This window comes from Streptomyces sp. NBC_00887 (assembly GCF_045207585.1).
Genome location: NZ_CP108788.1, coordinates 2,006,207 through 2,027,139, shown reverse-complemented (window position 1 = coordinate 2,027,139; position 20,933 = coordinate 2,006,207). Strand labels below are relative to the sequence as shown.

Annotated in this window: 15 protein-coding genes; 9 read left to right on the top strand and 6 right to left on the bottom strand. The window is 70.4% G+C overall.

What is annotated here, in order from left to right; genetic code table 11:
• Nucleotides 1-118 precede the first annotated feature (118 nt).
• On the bottom strand, nt 119-2,254 hold the full coding sequence (locus OG844_RS09230; RefSeq protein ID WP_406389387.1) for an FG-GAP repeat domain-containing protein: 2,136 nt from the start codon (nt 2,252-2,254) through the stop codon (nt 119-121).
• A 497-nt stretch (nt 2,255-2,751) separates the two neighbouring features.
• Between OG844_RS09230 and gltB the strand changes: the two genes are divergently transcribed.
• Nucleotides 2,752-7,311, top strand: a complete 4,560-nt coding sequence (gene gltB / locus OG844_RS09225) for a glutamate synthase large subunit (protein ID WP_406389386.1) — start codon at nt 2,752-2,754, stop codon at nt 7,309-7,311.
• The gene (locus tag OG844_RS09220; RefSeq protein WP_406389385.1) at nt 7,304-8,764 is read left to right on the top strand and encodes a glutamate synthase subunit beta; all 1,461 of its coding nucleotides are present in this window, start codon (nt 7,304-7,306) and stop codon (nt 8,762-8,764) included. Before gltB ends, OG844_RS09220 begins: the two co-directional genes overlap by 8 nt.
• A 164-nt stretch (nt 8,765-8,928) precedes the next feature.
• Here OG844_RS09220 and OG844_RS09215 read toward each other — a convergent pair whose 3' ends face one another.
• A complete protein-coding gene (locus OG844_RS09215; RefSeq protein WP_406389384.1) occupies nt 8,929-9,843 on the bottom strand; it encodes a rhomboid family intramembrane serine protease in 915 nt (304 codons plus the stop codon).
• A gap of 163 nt (nt 9,844-10,006) precedes the next feature.
• Between OG844_RS09215 and OG844_RS09210 the strand changes: the two genes are divergently transcribed.
• Nucleotides 10,007-10,576 (top strand): HutD family protein, encoded by a 570-nt coding sequence (locus OG844_RS09210; protein WP_406389383.1) that lies wholly within the window; start codon nt 10,007-10,009, stop codon nt 10,574-10,576.
• Nucleotides 10,577-10,618: 42 nt separating this feature from the next.
• Here OG844_RS09210 and OG844_RS09205 read toward each other — a convergent pair whose 3' ends face one another.
• Nucleotides 10,619-10,906, bottom strand: a complete 288-nt coding sequence (locus OG844_RS09205; protein WP_406389382.1) for a hypothetical protein — start codon at nt 10,904-10,906, stop codon at nt 10,619-10,621.
• A 175-nt stretch (nt 10,907-11,081) separates the two neighbouring features.
• Here OG844_RS09205 and OG844_RS09200 point away from each other — a divergent pair, with 175 nt between their 5' ends.
• The 3 genes from OG844_RS09200 (at nt 11,082) to OG844_RS09190 (ending at nt 14,124) form a co-directional block, all read left to right on the top strand.
• The gene (locus OG844_RS09200; RefSeq protein WP_406389381.1) at nt 11,082-11,582 is read left to right on the top strand and encodes a pyridoxamine 5'-phosphate oxidase family protein; all 501 of its coding nucleotides are present in this window, start codon (nt 11,082-11,084) and stop codon (nt 11,580-11,582) included.
• Nucleotides 11,583-12,079: 497 nt separating this feature from the next.
• On the top strand, nt 12,080-12,283 hold the full coding sequence (locus OG844_RS09195; RefSeq protein WP_015607926.1) for a cold-shock protein: 204 nt from the start codon (nt 12,080-12,082) through the stop codon (nt 12,281-12,283).
• A 182-nt stretch (nt 12,284-12,465) separates the two neighbouring features.
• Nucleotides 12,466-14,124 (top strand): DEAD/DEAH box helicase, encoded by a 1,659-nt coding sequence (locus OG844_RS09190; protein ID WP_406389379.1) that lies wholly within the window; start codon nt 12,466-12,468, stop codon nt 14,122-14,124.
• Between the two features lie 130 nt (nt 14,125-14,254).
• On the opposite strand, the gene OG844_RS09185 is transcribed toward OG844_RS09190, so the two are convergent.
• A complete protein-coding gene (locus OG844_RS09185; RefSeq protein WP_406389378.1) occupies nt 14,255-15,736 on the bottom strand; it encodes an ankyrin repeat domain-containing protein in 1,482 nt (493 codons plus the stop codon).
• A gap of 32 nt (nt 15,737-15,768) precedes the next feature.
• Complete coding sequence (locus tag OG844_RS09180) at nt 15,769-16,680, bottom strand: hypothetical protein (protein WP_406389377.1); 912 nt, start codon at nt 16,678-16,680, stop codon at nt 15,769-15,771.
• A 255-nt stretch (nt 16,681-16,935) separates the two neighbouring features.
• On the opposite strand from OG844_RS09180, the gene OG844_RS09175 reads away from it, so the two are divergent.
• Nucleotides 16,936-17,712 (top strand): S1 family peptidase, encoded by a 777-nt coding sequence (locus tag OG844_RS09175; protein WP_406389376.1) that lies wholly within the window; start codon nt 16,936-16,938, stop codon nt 17,710-17,712.
• A 7-nt stretch (nt 17,713-17,719) separates the two neighbouring features.
• Here OG844_RS09175 and OG844_RS09170 read toward each other — a convergent pair whose 3' ends face one another.
• Nucleotides 17,720-19,522, bottom strand: coding sequence for a glycoside hydrolase family 35 protein (locus tag OG844_RS09170; RefSeq protein WP_406389375.1), 1,803 nt, complete (start codon nt 19,520-19,522; stop codon nt 17,720-17,722).
• A 126-nt stretch (nt 19,523-19,648) separates the two neighbouring features.
• On the opposite strand from OG844_RS09170, the gene OG844_RS09165 reads away from it, so the two are divergent.
• Nucleotides 19,649-20,527: an AraC family transcriptional regulator gene (locus OG844_RS09165; RefSeq protein WP_406389374.1), complete on the top strand. Its 879-nt coding sequence runs from the start codon at nt 19,649-19,651 to the stop codon at nt 20,525-20,527.
• Nucleotides 20,528-20,548: 21 nt separating this feature from the next.
• Nucleotides 20,549-20,884, top strand: coding sequence for a chorismate mutase (locus OG844_RS09160; RefSeq protein ID WP_351177110.1), 336 nt, complete (start codon nt 20,549-20,551; stop codon nt 20,882-20,884).
• Nucleotides 20,885-20,933: the final 49 nt, after the last annotated feature.

Genomic DNA, 20,933 nt, shown 5'->3' with positions numbered 1-20,933 from the left:
GGAGCCAAGGCTGCGGTAGGTGCCGCGGCTCAGCACCGGCGGCCGGGTTCCCCGGAGTGCGGCGACGGCACGGACCCGTTCCGGGCCGTGCCGTCGCCGCTCCGCTCCCGTGCGACCGTTACCGGATGCCGGCGAAGTTCTTCCAGCCGGTGCCGATCTTGACTCCTGCGCCGACGGTGCCGATGCCGGTGCCGGCGTAGCGATAGAGGTCGCCGGTCGTGGTGCGGCCCAGGATGTCGTCCTTGCCGTCGCCGGTGAGGTCGCCGATGCCGACGAAGTCGGCCATGCCGCCCCAGCCGGAACCGATCTTCACGCCGGAGGAGATCGTGCCTTTGCCGCTGCCGTAGTAGCGGTAGAGGTCGCCGGTGGTGGTGCGTGCGACGAGGTCGGCGTGCTTGTCGCCGTTGAGGTCGCCGGCGCCGACGATGGTCAGGTTCTTCCAGCTGGTGCCGATCCGGCCGGTGCGGGTGAGGCCCCCGGTCGTGGTGCCCGCGTACAGGTACAGGTCACCGGTCGCGGTCTGCCGGGCCACCAGGTCCGGGATGGAGTCGCCGGTGAGGTCACCGGAATAGGTCAGGCCGTTGAGGGCCGCCCAGCCGTTGCCGATCTTCACCGACGGGGACCGGGGCGCCACGGCGGTGCCCTGCTGCGGACTGTGGCGGTACAGATCGCCCGCCTCGTCCGTGACCAGGGTGTCGTTCGCCCCGTCACCGTTGAGGTCTCCGAAGGGAATCAACGTGGATGTCGTGGGCCAGGTCCCGCCGTCGGCCGTCTCCGAGACCTTCCCGGTGGCGTTGCCCTGGTACACGAGCAGCGAGCCGTTCGTCCCGCGCGCGTAAAGGTCGGGGAAGCCATCGTTGCCGACGTAGTCCCGGCGCGTGGCCGGGACGGCCGGCTTCGCGGCGCCCGTGGCCGCCGTCCAGACCTGTTCGATGGAGTGATACTCAGGCGTCAGCCCGAGCTGCTCGTTCCACACGGCGACGACGCGGCCGTCCTCGCCGACGGCGACCGAGCTCCGCGCGTGGAGGTCGGCCTGGCCCACGTGCACGGGCTCACCCCAGGTGCCGTCGGAGCGCACCAGGGCCCACAGCTCGCCTTCGAGCGTCGTCCACAGAGCCGCGAGCGAGCCGTCGTGGCCGATGCTGGGGCCCCAGAACTCGAACATGGACTTCTCGGCCACCGTGCGGGGCTGTGACCACGTGCCGTTCACCTCGCGGGTCGCCGTCCGGATGAGGGCGATGTCGCTGCGCCACAACGCCGTCACCCGACCGTCGGGTTCCAGTAGCGGCGGTGAGGTGGTGCCCCTTTGCGGGTCGGCGGGGAGGTATTCCGTCCCACCCCACGTCGTGCTGCCGGCCGGACGGTAGGCGAAGGGGCGGGTGAGGCTGATCTCCGACCAGGTGACCATGGCCGCACCGTCGGGAGACGTCTGTACGTCGAGATCCAACACGGAAGAGTCGCTGGTCCTGATGATCTCGGGGGCACTCCAGTCGGCCGAGTCCGCCGCTCGGGTCGACACCCGCAGGGCTTGCGTCCCGAAGTCGGCCTGCCAGGCCACGGTCACGGCGCCGTCGCCCGCCGCCGACGCCGCCAGCTCGTAGACGTCTCCGCCGCCGACCTGGACAGCGTCGGACCAGGCGGCCCCGGGTGCGACCAGATCGGAGGTGTACACCCCCACGTCCGTCTCGTCCTCACCGGGGGTCGGGTTGCCGTTCCAGACGGCGGTGAGCCGGCTGCCGGGCCCGCTGACCAGCTTGAGGTCGTTCGCGAAAGGCGCAGACGTGATCGGTGCGGGCGCCGTCCACGCCCCGGCGCCGGCCAGGAGCGTCGAGGTGCTGTGCCTGTCGAAGCGCTCCGTCGTGAAGCGGTTCCAGGAGACCGTGGCCGAACCGTCCCTGCCGGTGACCAGGTACACGTCGGACAGGTACTTCTGATCGGCGGCTATGCGCACCGGAGCGCTCCAGGCGGTGGCGTCGGCCGGGCGGGTCGCGCCCCACAGTTCCTGCGGGCTCTCCCTGGTGCCACGGGTCCACACCGTGACGGCGGTGCCGTCCGAGGTGACCTTCACACCCGGGCTGGTGCTCGCACTGTTCGTGCCGGTCAGCGCGGCGGGTGTCCCCCACGTCCGCTCGGCCGCCGAAGTCGCCGAAGCCGCCGGAACCCCCACGACGAGCGCCGTGGTGACGCCGGCGCCTACGAGGCCGAGCGTCAGCGTGGGCATGAGTGCGATACCGATGATCTTGGTTCGGCGCATGTGTTCCCCCCTGTTGTCCATTGAACAAACGCCAGAAACCTAACAGGGAGGAACGGCGTCTCACCGGCGAGTGAGGTTCTCCCCGTCGGGTGCGGCCGCACGTCGCCGACCGCCCCTGGCGGTCGGCGATCGCGGTTCCGGTGTGACGTATGTCGTGGCCCACACCTCTTGGGCGGATGGGGGAGTGGCCGTAAAATGAGACACTATGCAGCGCTACACATAAGTAGCCATTACTCGGCGGTTTCAATTCTGTGACCACTGGGAATGAGCCGTAGACACCGCAGGCAACGACGCCTGCTCTCTGCGGTCTCCCGGACGGCGAACTCCAGAACGTCCGCTGATGATCCCCGCCGCCACGGCTCTCCGTGGTGTCCGCATGTTGGAACGGACTATTCGCTTTTTGAGAAGCGTTCCATCATGTAACCTGCACGAAATTTCGCAGAGGGCCAACGTCGTCCCTCGGCACAGCACATGCCACGACGACGACGGGAGAGCCGATGCGTTCCGACGCCTGGTCGCCCATGGACGGTCGCCCCGTTCAGCAGGGGATGTACGACCCCCGTAACGAGCACGACGCCTGTGGCGTCGGGTTCGTGGCCACACTCACCGGTGTGGCCAGCCATGAGCTGGTCGAGCAGGCGCTGACCGTACTGCGCAACCTCGAACACCGCGGCGCCACCGGATCCGAGCCCGACTCGGGCGACGGCGCCGGCATTCTGCTCCAGGTACCGGATGCCTTCCTCCGCGAAGAGGTCGGCTTCGACCTCCCCGAGGCGGGTTCCTACGCTGTCGGAATCGCCTTCCTGTCCGCGGACGACTCCGCCGAGTCCGTCCAGCAGATCGAGAAGATCGCCGGCGAAGAGGGCCTCGACGTCCTCGGCTGGCGCGAGGTACCGGTCACCCCGGACCTCCTGGGCAACGGCGCCCGGGCCACCATGCCCGACTTCCGCCAGATCGTCGTCGCTGACGGTACGAGCACCGGCATCGCCCTCGACCGCAAGGCCTTCGTCCTGCGCAAGCGCGCCGAGCGTGAGGCCGGGGTGTACTTCCCCTCGCTCTCCGCACGCACGATCGTCTACAAGGGCATGCTCACCACCGGGCAGCTGGAGCCGTTCTTCCCGGACCTCTCCGACCGCCGTTTCGCCACCACGGTCGCGCTGGTCCACTCCCGCTTCTCCACCAACACCTTCCCGAGCTGGCCGCTCGCCCACCCGTACCGCTTCGTCGCGCACAACGGCGAGATCAACACGGTCAAGGGCAACCGCAACTGGATGAAGGCCCGCGAGTCCCAGCTCGCCTCGAGCCTCTTCGGTTCCGCGCAGCTCGACCGGATCTTCCCCGTCTGCACCCCGGACGCCTCCGACTCGGCCTCCTTCGACGAGGTCCTGGAACTCCTCCACCTCGGCGGCCGCTCGCTGCCGCACTCGGTGCTGATGATGGTCCCCGAGGCGTGGGAGAACCACGCGTCCATGGACCCCGCCCGCCGCGCGTTCTACCAGTACCACTCCACGATGATGGAGCCCTGGGACGGCCCGGCCTGCGTCACCTTCACCGACGGCACCCAGGTCGGCGCGGTCCTCGACCGCAACGGTCTGCGCCCCGGCCGCTACTGGGTCACCGACGACGGCCTCGTCGTCCTCTCCTCCGAGGTCGGTGTCCTGGACATCGACCCCGCCAAGGTCGTCCGCAAGGGCCGCCTCCAGCCCGGCAAGATGTTCCTCGTCGACACCGCCGAGCACCGCATCATCGAGGACGACGAGATCAAGGCGTCCCTCGCAGCCGAACAGCCCTACGCCGAGTGGCTGGAAACCGGCGAGATCGAGCTCGAGGACCTCCCCGAGCGCGAGCACATCGTCCACACCCACGCCTCGGTCACCCGCCGCCAGCAGACCTTCGGCTACACCGAGGAAGAGCTCCGCGTCCTCCTCGCCCCGATGGCCCGCACCGCCGGCGAACCGCTGGGCTCCATGGGCACGGACTCGCCGATCGCCGCACTGTCCGAGCGCCCCCGGCTGCTCTTCGACTACTTCACCCAGCTGTTCGCGCAGGTCACCAACCCGCCGCTGGACGCCATCCGCGAGGAGCTCGTCACCTCGCTGCGCTCCACGCTCGGCCCCGCGGGCAACCTCCTGGAGCCGACCGCCGCGGCCTGCCGCAGCGTCACGCTGCCCTTCCCGGTGATCGACAACGACGAGCTGGCCAAGCTCATACACATCAACGCCGACGGCGACATGCCGGGCATGAAGGCCGCCACCCTCGCCGGCCTCTACCGGGTCAGCGGCGGCGGCGACGCCCTCGCCGCCCGGATCGAGGAGATCTGCACCGAGGTCGACGCCGCCATAGAGGACGGCGCCCGCCTCGTCGTCCTGTCCGACCGGCACTCCGACGCCGAGCACGCACCGATCCCCTCGTTGCTGCTCACCTCGGCCGTCCACCACCACCTCATCCGCACCAAGCAGCGCACCCAGGTGGGCCTGCTGGTCGAGGCCGGTGACGTGCGCGAGGTCCACCACGTCGCGCTGCTGATCGGCTACGGCGCCGCCGCGGTCAACCCGTACCTCGCGATGGAGTCCGTCGAGGACCTCGTCCGCGCAGGTACGTTCATCGAGGGCATCGAGCCCGAGCAGGCCATCCGCAACCTGATCTACGCCCTCGGCAAGGGCGTCCTGAAGGTCATGTCCAAGATGGGCATCTCGACCGTCGCCTCCTACCGGGGCGCCCAGGTCTTCGAGGCCGTCGGCCTGGACGAGGCCTTCGTCACGCAGTACTTCAACGGCACCGCCACCAAGATCGGCGGCGCCGGACTGGGCATCGTCGCCAAGGAGGTCGCCGCCCGGCACACCAAGGCGTACCCCGCCTCCGGCATCGCCGCGTCGCACCGCGCCCTGGAGATCGGCGGCGAGTACCAGTGGCGCCGCGAGGGCGAGCCGCACCTGTTCGACCCGGAGACGGTCTTCCGCCTCCAGCACGCCACCCGCAACCGCCGGTACGACATCTTCAAGAAGTACACCGGCCGGGTGAACGAGCAGTCCGAGCGCCTCATGACGCTCCGCGGCCTCTTCGGCTTCACGTCGGGCCGCGAGGCGATCCCCATCGACGAGGTCGAGTCCGTCTCCGACATCGTCAAGCGCTTCTCCACCGGCGCCATGTCGTACGGCTCCATCTCGCAGGAGGCGCACGAGACCCTCGCCATCGCCATGAACCAGCTGGGCGGCAAGTCCAACACCGGTGAGGGCGGCGAGGACGCGGACCGGCTGTACGACCCGGCACGCCGCTCGTCCATCAAGCAGGTCGCCTCCGGCCGCTTCGGTGTGACCAGCGAATACCTGGTCAACGCGGACGACATCCAGATCAAGATGGCGCAGGGCGCCAAGCCCGGCGAGGGCGGCCAGCTGCCCGGCCACAAGGTCTACCCGTGGGTCGCCAAGACCCGGCACTCCACCCCGGGTGTCGGACTGATCTCGCCCCCGCCGCACCACGACATCTACTCCATCGAGGACCTGGCTCAGCTGATCCACGACCTCAAGAACGCCAACCCGGCGGCCCGCATCCACGTGAAGCTGGTCTCCGAGGTCGGCGTCGGCACGGTCGCGGCCGGTGTGTCCAAGGCCCACGCGGACGTCGTCCTCATCTCCGGCCACGACGGCGGCACGGGCGCCTCCCCGCTGACCTCCCTCAAGCACGCGGGCGGCCCCTGGGAGCTCGGACTCGCCGAGACCCAGCAGACCCTGCTGCTCAACGGCCTGCGCGACCGCATCGTCGTCCAGACCGACGGCCAGCTCAAGACCGGCCGCGACGTCGTCATCGCCGCGCTGCTCGGCGCCGAGGAGTTCGGTTTCGCGACCGCGCCGCTCGTCGTCTCCGGCTGCGTCATGATGCGCGTCTGCCACCTCGACACCTGCCCGGTCGGCATCGCCACCCAGAACCCGGTCCTGCGCGACCGCTTCTCCGGCAAGGCCGAGTACATCGTCAACTTCTTCGAGTTCATCGCCGAAGAGGTCCGCGAGATCCTCGCCGAGCTGGGCTTCCGCACGATCGAGGAGGCCGTCGGCCACGCCGAGCTCCTCGACACCGACCGTGCGATCACGCACTGGAAGGCGCAGGGCCTCGACCTGGAGCCCCTCTTCTACGTCCCCGAGCTGCCCGAGGGCGCGGTGCGCCACCGCATCAACGAGCAGGACCACGGACTGGCCAAGGCACTCGACAACGAGCTGATCAAGCTCGCCGCCGACGCCCTGGGCGCAGACAGCGCAGAGGCCGCCCAGCCCGTCCGGGCCCAGATCGCGATCCGCAACATCAACCGGACCGTCGGCACCATGCTCGGCCACGAGGTCACCAAGAAGTTCGGCGGGGCGGGCCTGCCCGACGACACCATCGACGTGACCTTCACCGGTTCCGCCGGCCAGTCCTTCGGAGCGTTCGTGCCACGCGGTGTGACGCTGCGCCTGGAGGGCGACGCCAACGACTACGTCGGCAAGGGCCTCTCCGGCGGCCGGGTCGTCGTCCGCCCGGACCGCGGCGCCGACCACCTCGCCGAGTACTCCACCATCGCGGGCAACACCATCGCCTACGGTGCGACCGGCGGCGAACTGTTCCTGCGCGGCCGGACCGGCGAACGCTTCTGCGTCCGTAACTCCGGTGCGACCGTCGTCTCCGAAGGCGTGGGCGACCACGGCTGCGAGTACATGACCGGCGGCCACGCCGTCGTCCTCGGCGAGACCGGACGCAACTTCGCCGCAGGCATGTCGGGCGGGGTCGCGTACGTCATCGACCTGGACCACGACAACGTCAACACCGGCAACCTCGGCGCCGTCGGCCCGCTCGACGACACCGACAAGCAGTGGCTGCACGACGTCGTGCGCCGCCACCAGGAGGAGACCGGCTCCACGGTCGCCGAGAAGCTGCTTGCCGACTGGGACACCGCCGTGGCCCGGTTCAGCAAGATCATCCCGTCCACCTACAAGGCAGTGCTCGCCGCCAAGGACGCCGCTGAGCTCGCCGGTCTCTCCGAGCAGGAGACCACCGAGAAGATGATGGAGGCGGCGACCAATGGCTGACCCCAAGGGCTTCCTGACCACCGGCCGCGAGGTCGCCAAGACCCGCCCCGTCGGCGAGCGCGTCAAGGACTGGAACGAGGTCTACGTTCCGGGCTCGCTGCTCCCGATCATCAGCAAGCAGGCGAGCCGCTGCATGGACTGCGGCATCCCGTTCTGCCACCAGGGCTGTCCCCTCGGAAACCTCATTCCCGAGTGGAACGACTTCGCCTACCGCGAGGACTGGACAGCCGCGTCCGAGCGCCTGCACGCCACGAACAACTTCCCGGAGTTCACCGGGCGGCTGTGCCCCGCACCCTGCGAGGCGGCGTGCGTGCTCGGCATCAACCAGCCGGCCGTCACCATCAAGAACGTCGAAGTCTCCATCATCGACAAGGCCTGGGACAGCGGCGACGTCACCCCGCAGCCGCCCGAGCGCCTCTCCGGCAAGACCGTCGCCGTCATCGGCTCCGGCCCGGCCGGCCTGGCCGCCGCCCAGCAGCTCACCCGAGCCGGCCACACGGTCGTCGTGTACGAGCGCGCCGACCGCATCGGCGGCCTGCTCCGCTACGGCATCCCCGAGTTCAAGATGGAGAAGTCGCACATCAACCGCCGCATCGAGCAGATGCGCGCGGAAGGCACCAAGTTCCGCACCGAGATCGAGATCGGCCGCGACATCGACGCCGCGAAGCTGCGCCGCCGCTACGACTCGGTCGTCATCGCCGCCGGTGCCACCGTCTCCCGCGATCTGCCCGTCCCGGGCCGTGAGCTGAACGGCGTGCACTTCGCGATGGAGTACCTCCCGCTCGCCAACAAGGTGCAGGAGGGCGACCTGACGGTCACCCCGATCACCGCCGAGGGCAAGCACGTCGTCGTCATCGGCGGCGGCGACACCGGCGCCGACTGCGTCGGCACCGCCCACCGGCAGGGCGCGGCCTCCGTCACCCAGCTGGAGATCATGCCGAAGCCGGGCGAGGACCGTAACGCCAACCAGCCCTGGCCGACCTTCCCGATGCTCTACAAGGTCACCTCCGCGCACGAGGAGGGCGGCGAGCGGGTCTACTCCGTCTCCACCACCCACTTCGAGGGCGACGAGGACGGCAACGTCCAGTCCCTGCACCTCATCGAGGTGGAGTTCAAGGACGGCAAGCTGGAGCAGAAGGCCGGCACCGAGCGTGTCATCCCCGCCCAGCTCGTCACCCTGGCCATGGGCTTCACCGGCACCGACCAGGCCAACGGCCTCGTCCAGCAGTTCGGCCTCGACCTCGACGAACGCGGTAACATCGCTCGCGACAAGGACTACGCCACCAACGTCGAAGGCGTCTACGTCGCCGGTGACGCCGGCCGCGGTCAGTCCCTGATCGTCTGGGCCATCGCCGAGGGCCGCTCCGCGGCACGTGGCGTGGACCGCTTCCTCACCGGGACCAGCGCACTGCCGGCCCCGATCCGCCCGACGGACCGCTCCATGATGGTCTGATCACGCGGCACACACACGTCCCGTACAACGGCGTACGGAACTGAACACGGCGCCCGCCTCGTCCCCGACCGGACCATGGCGGGCGCCGTGGCGCGTCCCGGGCTCCCCGGCCCCACCGGGCGCACCCCGGGGAGCGCGCCGACGGGTTGCGGCCGTACGGGCCGTCAGGCCACGCCCGTCAACGACGCCGTCCTCAATGCCACCACCACGGCCAGCAGGGCGACCAGCACCACACCACCGGCCAGCTGCATCGCCGAGGTCCGCAACTTCGCCGGGGCGTACGCGAGCCCGTACGTCACCAGGCCACCGGTCAGCAGTCCGCCGAGGTGCCCCTCCCACGACGTGAACGCGGCCGAGATGACCATCCAGAGCAGGAAACCGGCCATGAAGCGATTGACCGCGTGCATGTCGCTGCGCAGACGCCGGTTGATGACGTAGAACGACGCTGCCAGACCGAAGACCGCCCCCGAGGCGCCGACCGTCGTGTTCTCCGGCGAGACCAGGTACACCAGCACCGAACCCCCCACCGCGGACAGCAGGTACAGCGCCAGATACCGGGCCCGGCCGAGGTGCCCCTCGACGACCCGGCCCAGGTTCCAGAGCGCGAACATGTTGAAGACGAGGTGCATCACACCGAACGACGTGTCGGGCGGCAGATGCAGGAAGGCACCCGTCAGCAACCGGTACCACTCGCCGTCGGCCACTCCGACCAGATCGAATCCCGGGACCTGCTCGCCCCCGTAGTAGTACTGCCTGCCCGCCGGATCGACGAGAATCGCCCCGAGCATCCCGAACCGGTCCACCGTCTCGGAACGGACCACCTCGACGACGTACGCGACGATGTTCAACGCCATCAGCACATACGTCACCACGGGTGCCGCGGTCGCCGGGACCTCACCGCCGAAGAGCGAACGTGCCCGACGGACCGAGCGCTGCCCCTCCTTCACACACTCCACGCAGTGATGGCCCACCGACGCCTCACGCATGCAGTCGGGGCAGATGTACCGGTCGCAGCGCGTGCAGCGCACATACGCCTCGTACGACGGATGGCGGTAACACGAGGTGGCGGCGGCCTCCATGGCCGGCTCCTTCATTCGTGGGCGGAGATTCGTGGGCGGAGAGGTGGGCCGCCGGGGCGGCGGCGCTCAAGATAGCGAACGCCGGGGGAGACGGGCACATCCGGGTACGGGACAGCCCGTAGTCTCAGAAGTCCCGCAGCCGGAACCCCGATCGGAGAGCGACGTGGCCTTGCGCGTACTGAGGGCGGCCGGCCGTGCGGCCGCGCCCTGGCACAACGGCGGGGGAGTCACCCGGGAGATCGCCGCGGCTCCCGAGGGCGCGACGACGGACACCTTCGACTGGCGGATCAGCCTCGCCGAGGTGTCGGCGGACGGCCCGTTCTCCCTGTTCCCCGGCATCGACCGCACCCTGACCGTCGTCGAGGGCGAGGGAATGGACCTGATGGTCGGCGGCGAACACCACATCGTCGACGAGCCGTTGTGGCCCCACGACTTCCCCGGAGACCTGGAGACCGAGGGCCGCCTCCTCGGGGGACCGGTCGTCAACCTCAACGTGATGTACCGCCGCGGCCGTGAGGCGGCATCGACCGCCGTCGTGCGCGGCACCGTACGGCTGACCCCGCCGGACGGCGGCGCGGTCGTCGCCGTCGCGCTCGAGGACGGTGCGGTGGCCGAAGGCGCCACGGAGGACGTCGAACTGGCCTGCTACGACGCGGTGCTCGCCACCGGGGACTCACCGGGCGTCCTGCGCACCCGGGGTTACGCGGTGGTGGTCACCCTGCCGGGCCGGTGAAGGAGCACGCGCCCGGCACGGGTGGCAGCGGGCGGTGAACGGCTACGCGCCGGACATCCAGGAGCGGTGCACCGGGGAGACCGCAGGAGGCCCGGAAGCGGAGGGCATGCCGCGCTTCTCCGCAATGGGCATGATCAGCGCGCCGAACGTGTCCATGGCCTCCTGGGACTCCAAGAGGTCATAGATCTCCAGGCACGCATCGGTCGGCACGCACACATACGACAGGCACCCCGCGAAGGTGTCACCGGGAAGTGCCTGCAGCTCGGCGTCGAGGGCGTCGTACTGCTCGGCCGTGGTGCCGGGCAGGAGGGCCTTCATGAAGACTGCCATCTGAATTCACCTCGGGCGGGGTCCTCCCCTCCGTCGGGGCGACGGCGCACCCCATCCGTCGGGGCGACGGCGCACCCCCTCCAGCACACCACGACTGCAACAAGGCGGCATCCGATCCGGTGACGTCCGGCGAATCCCGACAGGAGGTGTCGGGATTGAAGGGTTCGATGGCCCCATGACATCGAGTTCGTGGCAAGACTTCCGGGCCGCGGAGCCGGCCTTCGCCGACACCGTGCAGAAACGGTTCCAGCAGTACAAGCACCACGTCCTTGCGACCCTCCGCAAGGACGGTTCGCCCCGCGTCACCGGTCTGGAGGCGGAGTTCCGGCTGGACGAGCTGTGGCTCGGCATGATGCCGGGCTCCCGCAAGGCGCTCGACCTGCGGCGCGACCCGCGATTCGCCCTCCAGGCCAACCCGGGACCCGATGCCGAGATGGCCGACGGGGACGTCCGGATCTCCGGCCGGGCCGTGGAGGTGACCGACCCCGCCGTCCTGGCGCGCTTCGTCGAGGCGGTGACCCCGCCGGAGCCGTTCCTCCTCTTCCGCGCCGAGCCGGCGGAAGTGGTCCGCACCGGGCTCGACGGCGACGACCTGGTCGTACAGGTCTGGCGGCCCGGCCACGCGCTGCGCACGATCCGCCGGGGCAACGACGACAGTCCGCCGCGCGAGATGTGAAACCCCGGCCGACGGCCGCACGGTCCCGCGGCGACACCCGCTCGGCGCAACCCGCGCCGGGTTCCTGACGGCGTTCACGCACGGGCCGGCACGGGCCGGACACGAGTCCTGCGGCATTCGGCTGAATGACTTCGCGCCGGGCGGCCCGGCGGACCACGGGGTTCCGCTCGCCGCCGCCCGAGGGCCCGAAACCCTTGGGAGAACGGCTCGGGAAGCATCCGGGAACGATTCCGGAACCCTGGCCGAACGGCTGCCGCGACCCCGCTGGTCAGCCAACCTTTCCATCCGGCGGCGTGGCGGGAGCTGCCGCAGGACGACAGAACGTGCTACGGTTGCCCAGTTGCAGTTTTGGTACCCATGAACTTTATGTGCGCCTGACGGGAACCCTCCTCAGGCGCTTTATTGTTTTCCGGCTTTCTCCGGATGGGGCTCAATGCGGCGACTTGGAATTCGTAAAGTGCGGATTTCCGGCACTGCACCTCTTTTAGGAGAATGACATGGCTACTGGAACCGTGAAGTGGTTCAACTCGGAAAAGGGCTTCGGCTTCATCGAGCAGGACGGCGGCGGCGCCGACGTCTTCGCCCACTACTCGAACATCGCCACCCAGGGCTTCCGTGAGCTCCAGGAGGGCCAGAAGGTCTCCTTCGACGTCACGCAGGGCCAGAAGGGCCCGCAGGCGGAGAACATCGTCCCGGCCTAATTGCCGGACGCGTACCTCGCAGCCGGGGCCCGCACCGTGAAGGTGCGGGCCCCGGTTTGTGCTGTTTCCGGTTTGCTCTGTCTCCGGGGACACCTGCTCTGTGCTTGCATCCTGGGGCGCACATCAAGCAGTCCACAGCAGTCGGCAGTAACCCCAGGAATCCCCCAGGAGGGCAATTCCGTATGACCCGCTCCGAACGCCAGGACCGATCGACCCGCAGCCGCCCGATAAGGGGGCGCGGCACGGACCGGGCACAGGTGAACGCCAGAGGCTCCGCCAAGGCGCCGGCCCGCCGCCGGCCCGCGCCGTCGCAGGGTGGCGAATTCGCCCTGCCGGAAAGCATCACCCCCGCGCTGCCCGCCGTCGAGGCGTTCGCCGAACTCGACATGCCCGCCGCGCTGCAGAAGACCCTCACCGCGCAGGGTGTGACCGAACCCTTCCCCATCCAGGGCGCCACCCTGCCGAACTCGCTGGCCGGCCGGGACATCCTCGGCCGTGGCCGCACCGGCTCCGGCAAGACCCTGGCCTTCGGACTGGCCATGCTCGCGCGCACCGCCGGACGCCGCTCCGAGCCGCACGCCCCGCTGGCGCTCGTCCTCGTCCCCACCCGTGAACTCGCCCAGCAGGTGACCGACGCGCTCACGCCGTACGCGACGTCCGTGAACCTGCGGATGGCGACCGTGGTCGGCGGCATGTCGATCAGCAAGCAGTCCGGCACGCTGCGCCGCGGCGCCGAGGTACTCGTCGCCACGCCGGGACGGCTCAAGGACCTCATCGAGCGCGGCGACTGCCGGCTCGACCAGGTCGCCATCACCGTCCTCGACGAGGCCGACCAGATGGCCGACATGGGCTTCATGCCGCAGGTCGTCGCCCTGCTCAAGCAGGTCGAGGCGGACGGTCAGCGCATGCTGTTCTCCGCGACCCTGGACAAGAACATCGACCGGCTGGTCAAGATGTTCCTCACCGACCCGGTCGTGCACTCGGTCGACCCGTCCGCGGGCGCCGTCACCACCATGGAGCACCACGTGCTCCACGTGGCGGACGAGACCGACAAGAAGGCCGTCGCCACGAAGATCGCCGCCCGCGAGGGCCGGGTGATCATGTTCGTGGACACCAAGCGTGCCGCCGACCGCTTCGCCAAGCGGCTGCTCGCCAGTGGCGTACGGGCTGCCGCACTGCACGGCGGCCGGTCCCAGCCGCAGCGCAACCGGACGCTGGACCAGTTCAAGACCGGCGAGGTCACCGCGCTCGTCGCGACGAACGTCGCGGCCCGCGGCATCCACGTCGACGACCTGGACCTGGTCGTCAACGTGGACCCGCCGACCGACCACAAGGACTACCTCCACCGCGGCGGGCGCACGGCGCGCGCCGGGGAGTCCGGCAGCGTCGTCACGCTGGTGCTGCCCGAGGAGAAGCGGGACATGACCCGGCTGATGGCGGACGCGGGCATCGCGCCGCGGACCACCCGGATCAAGTCCAGCGACGAGGAGCTCAGCCGGATCACCGGTGCGCGTGAGCCGTCCGGCATCGCGATCGTCATCGCCGTGCCGGAGCCGACGCCGCCCAAGCCGCGTACGCGCGGCACGGGTTCGGGTGCGGCGGCCGGCGGGTCCTTCCGCTCGGGAAGCCGCGGCCGGGGTCGTCGCGGCGGTGCGGGCGCGGGTGCCGGCGCCGGTGCGGGTGCCGGCGCGGGCTCGGGTGGTTCGGCCCGTGGCGCGGCTTCGGGTGGTTCGGCCCGTGGTGCGGGCTCGGGTGGTTCGGGCCGTGGTGCCGGGGCCGGGCGGGCCGGGAGTTCCGGCGGGCGCAGCGGTGCGCCTTCACGGGGGCGTCGGGCCGCGTAGCGGTCGTAGCAGGCCGTCGCGGTGTCCGGGTTCCCGGTCATCGCGACGGCCTGTTCTCCATTGCCGACCGGGCTGAGTGTGTGCCCGGCCGGGCTCGATGTTCCGCCCGCCGTGATCCGGACGAGAAGCCCTACGTGGCTGTGACGTCCTCCACAGCGTCCGCGGCCGTCGTGCCCGCGTAGCTGTCCGCCGGTTCTTCGGCCAGAAGGCGTGCCAGAGCCTCTGCCGCACGCGGGTCACCGCGTCGTGCCAGGCCTCGCGCCGCCTCCGCCACCGTGTCGGGATCGGCGTCGTCCAGGCGTACTGCCAGGGCTTCCCGAATCTCCGGGGTGTCGTCGTCCGTGGCGGCCAGCGCCGTCGTCGCCCAGTCGCGGACCCCCTCGTCGGTGTCCCCGCTCAGGGTGATCAGTGCCGCGACGGCTTCCGGCCGGTCCGCCGCCACCGGGCCGAACAGTGCCAGCGTCACCGCGCGCCGCACCATCCGGTCCGGATGCCCGGCGTGGCGCAGGAGGTCCGGCAGTGCGGCAGGGTCCTCATGGTGGCCGAGGCCCAGGACCGCGGACTGGATCAGCTCCGCGTCCACGGCCTCCCGCGCCAGTTCCCGCAGCAGCGGCACCGACCGCGCCGCGAACGGCTTCGCCCCGGTACGGAATCCGAGCTGCGCCAGCACATCCGCTCCGAAGGCCTGCCGCAGCGGATCTCCGCTCGCCGTCCACGCGGCCGCCGCCTGGAACGTCTCCTCGTCGCCGCGCAGCCACAGTGCCTCGACCGCCTCGTGCCAGTCGTCCAGTTCAGGGTCCGCACCCCGCAGCGCACGGGCCGCCAGCTCCTCGAAGGGGGCCCGCAGACCCAGCTCGTTCTCCAGGAGCGTCGCGATCGCTCCGTGTCCCGTCTGCCGGTCCTGTGACGCGAAGAGCTCACCGTCCCGCCGCAGTTCGACCGTGACCGTCACTCCGCCGTCCACCGGGGTGCGGCGTACCACCGTCGTGTAACCGCCGTCGATCCCGCCGCTGCCGGTACCGTCGCCGTAGAGCGCGGACAGGGCGTCGCGCAGTTCCCGCTCGATGTCCAGCCGCAGGCAGAGCCTGGCTTCCTCCAGCGCCCGGGCCAGGTCGGCCGCGCCGTGCCGGAGCAGGGTCCGGACCGTGTGCGCAGATCCCCGCCGGGCCGCGACCACCAGCGGGGACTCACCCTCCGGGCCGGGCAGGCCGGGATCCGCACCGTGGGAGAGCAGGGTCTCCGCGATCCGCGCGTGTCCCAGGCCGACCGCCCACCGCAGTGCGGTGAAGCCGAACTCCTCGCGCAGATCCGGCTCCGCGCCGGCCGCGAGCAGCGCCTCCACGACCTCGCCGTGGCCGCCGCACGCCGCGCCGCACAGCGGCAGGTCTCCCGCTTCGGGCCCGCTCGCCCGGTTGGGATCCGCCCCCGCGGCGAGCAGCAGCCGTACCGCGCCCGGCAGGTCCTCCACCGACGCCAGGTACAGCGCCGTGGTCCCGTCGGTGTCGCTCGACTCGGCGGACGCGCCCGCGCGGAGCGCTCGTACGACGGCGTCCTCACCGTCGTACAACGCCTCGAAGAGGTTGCCTGCGTCCCCGGTCGGATCTTTCGTCATACTTCGACCCTACGGCGCATGCGGGACGAACCTCAGGTGTCGCACTCCAGGACGGTGCGGCACAGTCCGCACCGGGCCCGTACCCGGCCGCGGACCGGGACCCGGATGCGCTGGCTGCAGGTCGGGCAGGCGAAGGAGACACGCAGCCCCGCGTCACCGTGCTCGAAGGCGTAGGGAACGTCCGGGCCGGGCCCGGCACCCGGGTTGTCCATGGCGACACGGCGGTCCTTGGCGTAGCGGCGGCGTCCCGCCCACCCCGCGGCCGTCAGCGGTGGGCGGTCGAGGTCCCGCAGCGCCATGGCCCGGCCCTTGGTGTAGGCCGCGTACGCCTGCGGGCTGGTGAACCACACGGAGGGGTCCTCGCCGAAGACGAGCGCACGCTTGGCGAGCACGTACCCGAACTCCTCGGGCGTGAGGTAGCCGAGCTTCTGGCTCGATGTGGCGTCCTCCCGGAAGGCGTCCAGCAGGAGCCAGCCGGCGCCGAGGTACGCCGTCACCGTGTCGGTGAGGATCTCGTTGTCGCGGGTGCCGGGGAACTCGAGGCCCAGGCGGTGCAGCAGGACATGCGTGATCTCGTGCGCGAGCGCCGCCCCGATGTCCCTGCGGTGCGTCCGGAACCGGTCGTTGAGCTCGATGAAGTACTCCGGACCCGCGGCGAGTTCGACGCTCGCGGCATGTTCCATCTCCCGGAAGCCGACGATCATCCGGGCCTGGGGCAGATGCAGATGCTCCACGAGGGCGTGTGCCACGCGCTGGGAGCCGAGGTGCAGATCGTCCGCGTCGGCGAACGCGGCGTCGGCGGGGACGAGGCTGGTGGCGTAGCCGTGCACGCCGTCGTAGGAGATCCGCCGGTAGAGCGCGGTGATCGAGGACCGGACGGTGTCCAGATGCGGAAACCCGTGGACGACCGGACTGCCACTGCTGCCGTTACTGCCGTCTCTCACGTCCGAACCCCCATCAGTGACGCTCAACGGACCTTCACTGTAGGCCGACCTGCGGGGGAGGGGGCCTGCGGGCAGCCTGATGATCTTGGCTGGAAAGTCCGCCTTGTGGCAGCGGTGATCGCTTCCCGATAATCGGAGCGTTCTTGTCGGGAGCATGCCGAGAACTGGGTCGGCTGTGCCCCTGACCTGGACCTGCACGCCCGCACGCCTGCACAGCACCTCCACCGAACCCCCCACCCGAAAGCAGGCACTCCGTTGAAGCAGCTTCTGCGCACCCTGAAAAGATGCTCCGTCATCGCCGCGGTGGTCCTCGCCGCCATCAGCCTCCAGCCATCCGGCGCCACCGCGGCCCCCAACCCCGTCGTCGGCGGAACCCGTGCCGCGCAGGGTGAATTCCCCTTCATGGTCCGGCTCTCCATGGGCTGCGGCGGCGCGCTCTACACCCAGACCATCGTGCTCACCGCCGCGCACTGCGTGAACGGCTCCGGCAACAACACCTCCATCACCGCCACCGCCGGCGTCGTAGACCTGCAGTCATCGAGCGCCGTCAAGGTCAAGTCCACCAAGGTCCTCCGGGCGCCCGGCTACAACGGCGTGGGCAAGGACTGGGCGCTCATCAAGCTCGCCAAGCCGATCAACCTGCCCACCCTGAAGATCGCCACCACCACCGCGTACGACACGGGCACCTTCACCATCGCCGGCTGGGGAGCCGCCAGGGAAGGCGGCGGCCAGCAGCGCTACCTGCTCAAGGCGACCGTGCCGTACGTCTCCGACTCCGTCTGTCAGCAGGCCTACGGCAGCGACCTCGTCCCCAGCGAGGAGATCTGCGCCGGACTCGTGGACACCGGCGGTGTCGACACCTGCCAGGGCGACTCCGGCGGCCCCATGTTCCGCAAGGACAACGCCGGCGCCTGGATCCAGACAGGCATCGTCAGCTGGGGCGAGGGCTGCGCACGTGCCGGCTACCCCGGTGTGTACACCCAGGTCTCGACCTTCGCCACCGCCATAGCGTCCGCGGCGGCCGGCCTCTGACCCGCAGTCACCGCCGACCGTCCCCGGGGGCGCCCGTCCTGACGGGTGCCCCCGGGCCCAGCTCGACGAACGGCTCCCCGGCCTCCTCCAGCTCCAGCACCCACACCTCGTTGGCGCCCTCGCGGAGCACCGGCCCCGGAACGTACAGCGTCCGCTGCGGCCCCGCCGACCGGTAGCGCCCCAGACAGAAGCCGTTCACCCACACGAACCCCCGTGTCCAGCCCGGCAGTTCGAGCCCCGCATGACCGGTCTCCGCCGCGCCCGCCACCTCGAAGAACCCCCGGAACAGACCCGTCCGCCCGGTCTCCCCGGCACTCCCGAACGGCAGCCCGGCCACCGCACCCGCATCGTCGAACGCGTCCAGCCGCAGCGCCCGGGCCCGCACCCCGTGCAGATACTGCCGCTCATGGACCACCCCGACCGTGATGCCCTTCCGCTCACCCAGCCGCGGACCGTAGTTCACCCGGCCCAGCGACTCCACCCACAACTCGACCTCCGCGGGCCCCGCCACCGGCTCCTCCAGCACGGAGAGCTCCTCCGTGAGCACCCCCGCCCGCACCCCGTCCACGTACACCACCGCACGGTCCCGCAGACCCACCGCACCCAGCGGATACGGCTGCCGCGGCCCCGGAACGCCCACCCGGTAACGCACCAGGCCCCGGTCCACACCGAGATCCTCGAACGTCGGCGGAACACCCGACTCGGCCGTCTCCGGATCGCCCAGCCCCTCCAGCACCCCGGCCAGCGCAACCCCCTGCGTCAGCTCGACCCGCACCGGGGACAGCCCCACCGGCTCCGGCGGCAACTCCGGAAGAGGACCCTCCGCATACTCCGCCAGCACCTCCCGCAACAGCCGGAACTTCTCCGTGGGCCGCCCGTACTCATCGACCGGAGCGTCGTAGTCGTACGACGTCACCGTCGGCAGGAACTCCTGGTCCTGCAACGGACCGCCACGATTGGCACCCGCCCAGCCCGCGAAATTGGTACCGCCGTGCGCCATGTACACATTGACCGAGGCACCGCACTCCAGGATCTCGCGCAGCGCATCCGCCGTCTGTGCCGGATCCCGCACGACAGGCTCGGCACCCCAGTGATCGAACCAGCCGCACCAGAACTCCATGCACATCAGCGGCCCCCGCCGCCGGTGCCGGCGCATCACCTCGAACGCCTCACGCGCCCCCGAACCGAAATTCGCCGTAGCCAGGAGACCCGGCACCGAACCACCCGTCAGCATGTGGTCCTCCGGCCCGTCCGACGTGAACAGCGGCACCGTCACCCCGCACCGGCGCAGCAACCCCACCAGCTCCTCCAGATGCACCCGGTCCGAACCGTAACTCCCGTACTCGTTCTCCGCCTGCACCATGATCACCGGACCGCCGTCAGTGACCTGGCGCCGCACCACCTGCGGAAGCAACTCCCCGAACCAGCGCTCCACCGCCGCCGTGTACCGCGCATCCCGCGTCCGCACCCGCCGGCCGAACCGCCCCGTCACCCAGACCGGCAGCCCACCGTTCTCCCACTCGGCACAGATGTACGGTCCCGGACGCACGATCGCCATCAGCCCCGCCCGCCCCACCGCGTCCAGGAACCGGCCCAGCGCCCCCACATCACGGAACATCCCGGGGCGCGGCTCATGGAGATTCCACGGCACGTACGTCTCGACACAGTTGAGGCCCATCGCCCGCAGCATCGACAGCCGGTGATCCCACTGCGCCTCATGCACCCGGAAATAGTGCAACGCCCCCGACAACAGCCGCACCGGCTTCCCGTCCAGCCGGAAATGGTCGTCCCCCACAGTGAAATCGTTCATGGTGCTCGTACGCTCCTGTGTGCGGATCCTCGCCTGCCACCAGCTTCGGCCTCTGGCGCCCGGCCGGTCCATGGAGAAAGATCACTGCTGATTGGACACAACACCCGTCAGGGAGGTGGAGAGACGATGTACCACACCTGGATGCGCTTCTTCACACCCAGCGCACTGCACCACCGCCTGGGACTGGCCTGCCTCGGCGTCGGCCTCCAGCACGGCGCCCTGCCCACCGTCGGCCCCCGCACCCTCGACCACCACGTCGCCGTCGTCATCACCTCGGGCAGCGGCTGGTACAGCGGAACGGACGGCCGACGCCGGACCGTCGAAGCACCCAGCCTCATCTGGCTCACCCCCGGCACCCCGCACCACTACGGCGCCGACCCCACCGGCTGGGACGAAAGCTTCGTCGACTTCACCGGCCCCGCCACCACCACCTACACCGAACTCGGCTACATCGAAGCGGACCGCCCCCTCGTCCCGCTCTCCGACACCGCAGGACCACGCGCCGCCATCGGCCGCATCGTCCGCGCCGCACGCCGCGGAAACCCCCTCCTCGAAGTCGAGACGGGCGCAGCCGTCCACGAACTCCTCGTAGCCCTGCGCCGAGCCCGCGCAGACATCGGCCCCGACGGCTCCCCGGTACTCCAGGCCCTCGCACGCGACGCGTTCCAGCCGCTCTCCGTCGCCGAACACGCCGCCCGGCACGGCATGACACCCGCGGAACTGCGCACCGCCGTCCGACGCGGAGCAGGATGCAGCCCCAAGGACTACCTCCTGACCATCCGGCTCGGCCGCGCCAAGGAACTCCTCGCCGCCACCGACCTGCCCATCGCCGCAGTCGCCCGCCGCGTCGGATACGACGACCCCGCCTACTTCTCCCGCCTCTTCGCCCGCCGCGTCGGCACAGCCCCCGTCCGCTTCCGCGCACAACAGGGCCGCAGCGTCCCCGGCGGCTGGAGCGACCGCATCCCCGACCCGGACCACCCACCCACGATCACAGGCCGGTAGGAACGTCTAAGCTCGCTGCCCATGACCACGAGCGACATCGACGAGTCCGTACGCGCCGAACTGAACCGGCTGCGCGAAAGCATCGACAACATCGACGCCGCAGTCGTCCACATGCTCGCCGAACGGTTCAAAGCCACCCAGCAGGTCGGCCACCTCAAGGCCGAACACCACCTGCCGCCCGCCGACCCCGCCCGCGAAGGCCGCCAGATCGCCCGGCTGAGGCAACTCGCGGAAAGCGCCAAACTCGACCCCGCGTTCGCCGAGAAGCTGCTGAACTTCATCGTCGCCGAAGTCATCAGGCACCACGAACGCATCGCGGAGGAATCAGCCGGCGAAACCCCGGCCCCCAGCCTCTGACACCCCGCCGTCAGCCCTGCGAGAACCCCACTGCACGCCCCACCGGCCG

Excerpts from the sequence above, each read along its gene's own strand:
- OG844_RS09230 (WP_406389387.1), bottom strand. The coding sequence starts at position 2,254 with ATGCGCCGAACCAAGATCATCGGTATCGCACTCATGCCCACGCTGACG.
- gltB (WP_406389386.1), top strand. The coding sequence starts at position 2,752 with ATGCGTTCCGACGCCTGGTCGCCCATGGACGGTCGCCCCGTTCAGCAG.
- OG844_RS09220 (WP_406389385.1), top strand. The coding sequence starts at position 7,304 with ATGGCTGACCCCAAGGGCTTCCTGACCACCGGCCGCGAGGTCGCCAAG.
- OG844_RS09215 (WP_406389384.1), bottom strand. The coding sequence starts at position 9,843 with ATGGAGGCCGCCGCCACCTCGTGTTACCGCCATCCGTCGTACGAGGCG.
- OG844_RS09205 (WP_406389382.1), bottom strand. The coding sequence starts at position 10,906 with ATGGCAGTCTTCATGAAGGCCCTCCTGCCCGGCACCACGGCCGAGCAG.
- OG844_RS09200 (WP_406389381.1), top strand. The coding sequence starts at position 11,082 with ATGACATCGAGTTCGTGGCAAGACTTCCGGGCCGCGGAGCCGGCCTTC.
- OG844_RS09195 (WP_015607926.1), top strand. The coding sequence starts at position 12,080 with ATGGCTACTGGAACCGTGAAGTGGTTCAACTCGGAAAAGGGCTTCGGC.
- OG844_RS09190 (WP_406389379.1), top strand. The coding sequence starts at position 12,466 with ATGACCCGCTCCGAACGCCAGGACCGATCGACCCGCAGCCGCCCGATA.
- OG844_RS09185 (WP_406389378.1), bottom strand. The coding sequence starts at position 15,736 with ATGACGAAAGATCCGACCGGGGACGCAGGCAACCTCTTCGAGGCGTTG.
- OG844_RS09170 (WP_406389375.1), bottom strand. The coding sequence starts at position 19,522 with ATGAACGATTTCACTGTGGGGGACGACCATTTCCGGCTGGACGGGAAG.
- OG844_RS09165 (WP_406389374.1), top strand. The coding sequence starts at position 19,649 with ATGTACCACACCTGGATGCGCTTCTTCACACCCAGCGCACTGCACCAC.
- OG844_RS09160 (WP_351177110.1), top strand. The coding sequence starts at position 20,549 with ATGACCACGAGCGACATCGACGAGTCCGTACGCGCCGAACTGAACCGG.